General features: G+C 32.1%; 8 protein-coding genes. 7 read left to right on the forward strand and 1 reads right to left on the reverse strand.

Features of this window, described 5'->3' with window-relative positions:
- Positions 1-588 precede the first annotated feature (588 nt).
- From BMY85_RS15150 to BMY85_RS15185, 7 genes are all read left to right on the forward strand, one after another.
- A complete protein-coding gene (locus BMY85_RS15150) occupies positions 589-1,635 on the forward strand; it encodes a HesA/MoeB/ThiF family protein (protein ID WP_092479244.1) in 1,047 nt (348 codons plus the stop codon).
- Positions 1,628-2,626, forward strand: coding sequence for an AAA family ATPase (locus BMY85_RS15155; protein ID WP_092479246.1), 999 nt, complete (start codon positions 1,628-1,630; stop codon positions 2,624-2,626). The genes BMY85_RS15150 and BMY85_RS15155 overlap by 8 nt, the downstream gene beginning before the upstream one ends.
- On the forward strand, positions 2,613-3,896 hold the full coding sequence (locus BMY85_RS15160) for an MFS transporter (protein ID WP_092479248.1): 1,284 nt from the start codon (positions 2,613-2,615) through the stop codon (positions 3,894-3,896). Before BMY85_RS15155 ends, BMY85_RS15160 begins: the two co-directional genes overlap by 14 nt.
- Positions 3,889-5,037: a U32 family peptidase gene (locus BMY85_RS15165; protein WP_092479250.1), complete on the forward strand. Its 1,149-nt coding sequence runs from the start codon at positions 3,889-3,891 to the stop codon at positions 5,035-5,037. The genes BMY85_RS15160 and BMY85_RS15165 overlap by 8 nt, the downstream gene beginning before the upstream one ends.
- A gap of 150 nt (positions 5,038-5,187) precedes the next feature.
- Positions 5,188-5,811, forward strand: a complete 624-nt coding sequence (locus BMY85_RS15170) for an alpha/beta hydrolase (RefSeq protein WP_242939758.1) — start codon at positions 5,188-5,190, stop codon at positions 5,809-5,811.
- 181 nt (positions 5,812-5,992) lie between these two features.
- A complete protein-coding gene (locus BMY85_RS16395) occupies positions 5,993-6,349 on the forward strand; it encodes a transposase family protein (RefSeq protein ID WP_408643351.1) in 357 nt (118 codons plus the stop codon).
- A 34-nt stretch (positions 6,350-6,383) separates the two neighbouring features.
- Positions 6,384-6,872 carry a transposase gene (locus tag BMY85_RS15185; protein WP_330387326.1) on the forward strand — a complete coding sequence of 163 codons (489 nt, stop codon included), beginning with the start codon at positions 6,384-6,386 and terminating at the stop codon, positions 6,870-6,872.
- 111 nt (positions 6,873-6,983) lie between these two features.
- Here the strand turns inward: BMY85_RS15185 and BMY85_RS16315 are convergent, their stop codons facing one another.
- A complete protein-coding gene (locus BMY85_RS16315; protein WP_242939760.1) occupies positions 6,984-7,241 on the reverse strand; it encodes an integrase core domain-containing protein in 258 nt (85 codons plus the stop codon).
- Positions 7,242-7,263 lie beyond the last annotated feature (22 nt).

Consider the following 7,263-nt stretch of genomic DNA (forward strand, 5'->3'; position numbering starts at 1 on the left):
CAGTATTTGGGCAAGATTTTATTCGGAGAACGGGCAGGCACCCTGTATATAGATAAGATTTCGCAAGTGTTAGATCTGTAGAAAAAAAGGCCAGCTAACAACAGTGGATAGGAGATAGATGAGTAAAAGAAAGGCACCAGTTCAGTATCTGGATTCGGATACTGGAGCTGGTGTCTTTTTATTGTGGTTAAATTAACTAAAAGAAAAATGTTTTGTTAGAATTCTGACTTTAAGTATAAGGAATTAGAAGGGGGGGATGGAAGAAACCAAATGTAGCAAGTGGGAAGATTGAGGGTGTTATATATAATGTTGTGAAATGCTAAATATAGTAGACAGATGGAAAAAAAAATGATAAAATGAAAAAAGCAGATGAATATAATAGGTGTTCATTTGTAAAATTGAAAAAGGAGGGTGAGAATTATGATGACAGTAGTAAAGGAAAAAAATATTAAGATTAAAGAATTTACAAACACATCAAGTGTCTGCAACTAAAATACAGATGTATTTTACTAATTAGGAATAAGCAATAGTAATGGGATAAAGGAAACTTTGTTCCATTACTATTTTTAACAAGGGAGGAAGAGAATTATGAAATATATATTGAGTGATTCTATTTTATTTCATGATGCGTTTGAAGATGGAGTATATATAACTGCAGCAGGTGATAAATTAATTAATATTAAAGAAAAAGAGGAAGAAGTTTTTGCTATTTTTGAAGCATTTATGAAGCCAAGAACATATGAAGAGGCATACCAGAAAACTTGTGAAGAAATTTTTGTGATCGAAGATGAATTTCAGGAAACGTTTGAATTTATGAGAACTAATAATTTGCTGAAAGAGTATGATGAGTCACAGACTACTTTAAATGAGTTTCAATTAGAGAAATATAAAAGGCAGATTAGTTCATTAGCTTCATTACCAGGTAATGAAAAAAAAGATGCAAAAAAGATGCAGCAAAAGATCTGTGATTCTCACGTATGTATTATTGGTGTTGGAGGGACAGGAAGCCATTTGGGATTAGCAATGGCGTCTATTGGTGTTGAAAAAATGACATTGATTGATTTTGACAAAATTGAGCTAAGCAATACGTCAAGACAAATTTTGTATGATGAGACAGATGTGGGAAAATATAAAATTGACGTTGCGAAGGAAAAACTTCAAAAATATAATTCCAGAATTTTGATTGATACACATAATATTCATATTACATCACCAGATGATTTAATGTTTATAGGAGAAAAAAAAATTGATTTGTTAATATGTTGTGCAGATACCCCTCGTGGAGAAATACAGCGTTATGTAGATGCTGTTTGCACTAAGTTTCATATACCATGGTTTCTATATGGACCTTTTCAACATTCACAAATAATGGTTGGACCATTATTTGTTCCAGGAAAAAGCAAAACATATAATGAAATTTATCCACCTACATTAAAAACCGTAAGTGAAAGAGTAAATAAAATGAATCAGAATTTTGTTGCATCTATATGTGATCCTTATAATGGATTTGCGTCACAATTTGCAGCAATTGAAGCGTTTAAATTTTTAACAGGTAACAGTGAACCTAAGATTCTCAATCGAAGATATTATGTCAATACCGATGAATGGGAAATGGAGCATGTAGATTATGTTTGATGAAAAAAAAGCAAAAGGCGCAATAAATTATATTTATAAGTTAAATCTAACAAAAAACTATGAAATTATTCCATTTGAAGGAATAGAAGATTTAGAAGCAAAGCAATGGGAGACAATAGCCAGTGAATTTTCTGATGCGGATGATATAGTAAAAGAAATAAAGGAAAAATATCGTTCTTTAAGTACTCACATTTATAAAAGAATTAATAAATTGCCAAGTGCGTTAAAAAAAATGGGATATATGTTAGAGATGAATAATCCATTTCTATCTGTATTTGTCGGTCGAGAAGCAGAAATTAGCAAGATGAATGTAATTCGGCATAAAAGGATTAAGAATAATATATTGCTTATTGGAGAGCCAGGTGTTGGAAAAACCAGTTTAGTTGAGGCTTATGCAAAGCACTTTAATATAAAAAATATATTTGTTGTAGAATGTGCTAAGCTAATAGGTAATACAGAATATAGAGGTGCGTTTGAGCAACGGGTTGTTGAGTTGATGGAATTTGCAAAGGGAATGGAGCTGATTTTGTTCTTTGATGAAATCCATACACTTTTAAATTTGGGTAAGACAATAGGAGGCATAGCTATTACAGATATTTTAAAGCCATATTTACTGGATCAAAAACTATGTTTTATTGGAGCAACTACATTAAAAGAATCTCAGTATCTTTTAAAGGATGAAGCATTTAAGAGAAGATTCACACCTTTAATTCTGCAAGAACCAACGGAAGAAATTCTTCTATGTATAAAAGATAATTTTGAAAACAATATAGCAAAAGAAGGACTATTGGCGGAAAATGAGACTCGGCAAGTTATTGGAATTTTAAAAGAAAAAATAAAAAGCCAGTATTTTCCAGATAAACTAGTTGATTTTCTAGATTATATGTGTGCCTATTTTAATGTCAATGGAAATAGGCGTGATTATATGGAATTGTTAGAAGAATATATTCATGATCAAGAGGTTCAAGGAGTTTGTTATGAGATGGAGTGAGAAAATTACATATCTTCAAAGTGGATATAATGGGACAAGAATGTTGATTGGAGCAATAAATAGTTTGTTTCTTTTGAGTCAAGGTGTTAATTTAGGTAGTATAGCATTGTTTGAAATGATTCAAACGATAACAGTGTTATGCATGGAAGTTCCAACAGGAGTGATTGCTGATGTAATCAGTAGAAAGCTATCCGTACAGCTTTCATGTATCCTATTGGTAATTTATTATCCATTAATGTATTTTGGGGCTCCTAATATGTGTTTGTTGGTGATATCACAAGTGATTTATGCTTTGGCATTATGTTTAATGTCAGGTTCTTTTGAGGGTTGGCAGACAGCGATTATCAAAAGGGAGCATCCAGGTAAAGAGGATATGCTGAATTATTATGGACATCTAAAATATGAAGTAAACTCTTTTATTACAATGTTTTCTGGGACTGCAGGAGCAGTTATTGTGTATTTAAATAGTGGGAGTTACTTTATATTATACATTATGTGTGCTGTCATTATGTTTCTCCTTTTTTTTGCATTTAGTAAAGTACCTTGTTATAAGAATAATAATGAAAAAGCTTCTAGCAAAGAAGATGAGACTATGGAAGGTGCATTTGCAATTTATTTGAAAGAATTAAAAGAGGGAACAAAATGTTGTTTTGCTAATATTCATGGAAGATGTTATTTTGTAGCACTTAGCCTTTTATCTTGTACATATCAAGTTGTTTTTTTTTATTGGCAGCCTTACTTTACATTACTGGCAAAAAAAAATACAGGGGTCAGTTGGTTTATTAATAGTAAGGAACTGTTAGTAGGAGTTGTATTTTTTGTATATTGTTTTTCGCGTTTTTTTATGAATCGAATTGTGAGAAAAAGAATGATTGAGAAAAAAAATCCATTTATAATTGCAGTGTGGAGTCTTTTAATTGCATGTTTAAGTATGATTGGTTTTAGCTGTATTAATAATGTGAATATCGCATTACACATTGTTTTGTTTGCTGTTATTCAAGGCACCGTTACTATAGCAGAAAGTATTTTTCAATCGCAGTTTATAAAAAAATCAGAAGAAAAGTGTATATCCAGTACACTTTCAATATTAAGTTCGTCTACAAGTATTTTATCAATTGGTGTTTTATTGTTTATTACAAAAAATATAATGAATAGCAATATGAACTTTTTTTTTCTTGGAACCGTTCCGTTATATATATTGCTCATTGCAGTAGCACTTATATGGAATAAAATGTATTTTGTGCAAAAGGAGGAGAAAATCAATGATTAATTTTGCAATACCTGCAATGTTTACAGAGACTCAATTAATAGAAATTAAAAATTTGAATGATAATTCAAAAAACAATAGAAGAATAAAAGAATTGTATGGGTCAATGCCATCTGCGCCAGTCGGAACAATAAGACCAAGTATTACTTTGCCTTCTATTACAACAGAAGAATTATGTGATTATATTAGAAAAGTAAAAGAATGCGGTTTGGAGTTCGATTATATTATGAATTCGACTGTACTTGATGGAGGAGAATATACTAATGAAGGAAAAAAGGAAATAGTCGAGTTTGTTGGAAGACTAGTTGATGCTGGTTTAAATACAATTACGATTTCAGCACCATATTTAGTTCGTCTGATTAAGAAGTTTTATCCAGAATTAAATATAACTGCCTCTATTTGTGCAGAAGTTGAGTCTGTTCAGCGGGCATTGGATTTTGAAGAAATTGGCGTAAACTGTATTGTTCCTGCCAAGGATGTAAATCGTGATTTTAAAACACTTCGCAATATGGTAACAGCATGTAATTCTTCAATTAAAGTGCTTTGTACAACACCTTGTTTGTATAAATGTAGTGATTTATATTATCATATGAATTTGTCTTCAGTAAGAGATAATTCTTTACAAAAAGCATTAAAAGTACAGGGGGATTTTTTGTCACATACAGCAAGTAGGTGTCAGAGAAGGAGATTGGAAAATGTAACAGAATACATAAAATCTCCTTGGATTAGGCCAGAAGATATATCTTATTATGAAGAGATAGGAATAACAGATTTTAAATTAGATGGCAGAGACAAGAGGGAAGAATATAATATTGAAGTAGCAAAAGCTTATATGGATGGACATTATAGTGGTAATTTGTTGTATTTGATGCAGAACTATTATCCAAAAGATATGAAGGAATTTAATCAAATTATAAATGTTGAGGTAGATTACTGGAAGTTAGGAGTTTATCTGGATAATAGTAAGATGGATGGATTTATTAAGTACTTTGCTTCTATGAAAAATACTTGTGAACAAGGATGTAAACATTGCAATTACTGCAAATCATGGGCAGATAAGGCGATAACCTTATTTAAAAAAAATACGGATCAGTATCTTGAAGTGTTACGTATTGCAGAGGAAAAGAATTTAAGCTTTGAATAAGTTAGAAATGGTAGAGTGAATCAATGTTATTAAATTTAAATGTCTTGAACGGAGCATAGGCGTCTTTCTTATTTTAATAAACAGATATAAGAAATATTTGAATTTGTGTTAGAATGGTTAATTACAAAAGAAAACAAAAAGGTAAGTAGAGTGAGAAAAAATAAGGACGACAAATATGAAGAAAAAAGGAAAAAAATTGTTTTTGTGGTTTGCGATGTAGTTATTCTGTTTTTTGCCACAGTTTCTGTTATATATATAAATGATGATTATTGTACATCGGATTTTGCATTGTCTCAAGTGGAATCTAGTGAAAAAGTAACCGTATCAAAAATCAGTAAAAATACAATGGTATTTTCGCCAAAAGAGGAAGAATCTAATATAGGTTTTATCTTTTATCCAGGAGGAAAAGTCCAGTACGAAGCTTATGCACCTCTTATGCAGGAGATTGCTAAAAATGGAATTTTATCCATATTAGTACACATGCTTGGTAATCTTGCTGTACTTGATTCTAAAGCAGCAGATGGATTACAGCAACAGTTTCCAAAGATTACACACTGGTATATAGGTGGTCATTCACTTGGAGGTGCAATGGCAGCATTCTATGTTTCAAAACATGCCAAAGAATTTGAAGGACTTGTGCTGCTAGGAGCATATTCAACTGCTGATATTAGCAAAACGGATTTGCAGGTAATCAGCTTGTACGGTTCTAATGACCAGGTGCTTGATAAAAAAAGTATAAAAAGAACCAATCTCATTTGCCAGAATCTTTTGTAGAAAAAGTGTAAACGTCAACTCGGTTCTTTCCAATATTAGTTGATTTTACCACAATATAGTGCTATCATAATAATAAATTAACCGAAACGGAGGAATTTCTACGGATAGCTTTCTTAAACTTTTAGATAACAATCTTATTTGTACAAATTATATTCTTCATCCAGAAAAACATCAATGCATTATCTATGCAGAATCTAGTAGCCATGCTGTTACTTGCCCTTATTGTAATACAAGCTCAACTAAAGTACATTCCAGATACCAAAGAGAAATTCAAGACCTTCCAATCCAGGATATGCAGGTAGTCTTACTGCTAAACACAAGAAAAATGTTTTGCCAGAACCCTGACTGCGGACATAAAACCTTTGCGGAAAGATTTCACTTTGTGGATTCCAAAGCCCAAAAAACAAACAGGCTGGTTTCACATATTTTAAATACTTCTTTAAAACTTAGTTCTGTATCAGCCTCATCCCTTCTCAAGAAGAACTGCATAAAAATCAGCAAAAGCAGCCTTTGCGATCTGGTTAAAAAAAATACCTGATATAGTGGATAAATCATCTATTTCTAAAATATGTGTGGATGATTTTGCAATAAGGAAACGATATACCTATGGCACAGTAATGATAGATTTGGAGACACACAGAGTTGTGGATATAATGAATTCCAGAGAAACGGAAAAAGTAGCAGAATGGCTGAAAACATATCCAAATATCCAAGTAATTTCAAGAGATGGAGCAAGTACTTATGCAAATGCATCTAGTCTTTCGCACCCAGAAGCATACCAGATTAGTGATCGGTTTCATTTGTTTAAGAATCTGTCTGAAGCTTTTTCACGATTCCTTATGCGTCAGTTTCCAGCCAGAATAGAAATTCCGTCGAACAAAGGAGCAGCGACTATTGAAATGGCAGCACTCTATGAAACCAGAAACCTGTCACAAAGAATCCGCTTTGCAAAGCAAAAAAGAAAAGAAGGATACACCATAAGCGAAATCGCTTTATGTATGCATTTAGGTGAAACAACCAAAATATATAAAGTGGCAAGAAGACAAAATCCCACCAGATAAGGAAAGTGCACGAGAACGACAATATCAAAACAGTGTAAAGCAAAAAGTGGTACTATGTCAAGAAAAAGTACAAGTTAAATACGAACAAACTTCTTACTTCTTTAGCAATTTTCAGCTTATCTTACTAATTTTCTTCCTTTGATCATTCCAGTACATTTTTTCATATTCATTTGGAGAGTGATAGGCACAATGGCTATGTACCCTTACTGTGTTATAAAAGGTGTCTATGTATTCAAATACAAGTCTATATGCATGATTAAAATCGCATATTCTGAAACGATTTAACCATTCTCTTTTTAACACTGCGTGAAAAGATTCTATGCAGGCATTGTCCCATGGAAATGCCTTTTTGGAGTAACTGCATAACATTCCCCTGGTTGCTTCTATGTAC

Source organism: [Clostridium] polysaccharolyticum, assembly GCF_900111595.1.
Lineage (GTDB): Bacteria > Bacillota > Clostridia > Lachnospirales > Lachnospiraceae > Clostridium_AI > Clostridium_AI polysaccharolyticum.

Excerpts from the sequence above, each read along its gene's own strand:
- BMY85_RS15150 (WP_092479244.1), top strand. The coding sequence starts at position 589 with ATGAAATATATATTGAGTGATTCTATTTTATTTCATGATGCGTTTGAA.
- BMY85_RS15155 (WP_092479246.1), top strand. The coding sequence starts at position 1,628 with ATGTTTGATGAAAAAAAAGCAAAAGGCGCAATAAATTATATTTATAAG.
- BMY85_RS16315 (WP_242939760.1), bottom strand. The coding sequence starts at position 7,241 with ATGTTATGCAGTTACTCCAAAAAGGCATTTCCATGGGACAATGCCTGC.
- BMY85_RS15165 (WP_092479250.1), top strand. The coding sequence starts at position 3,889 with ATGATTAATTTTGCAATACCTGCAATGTTTACAGAGACTCAATTAATA.
- BMY85_RS15160 (WP_092479248.1), top strand. The coding sequence starts at position 2,613 with ATGAGATGGAGTGAGAAAATTACATATCTTCAAAGTGGATATAATGGG.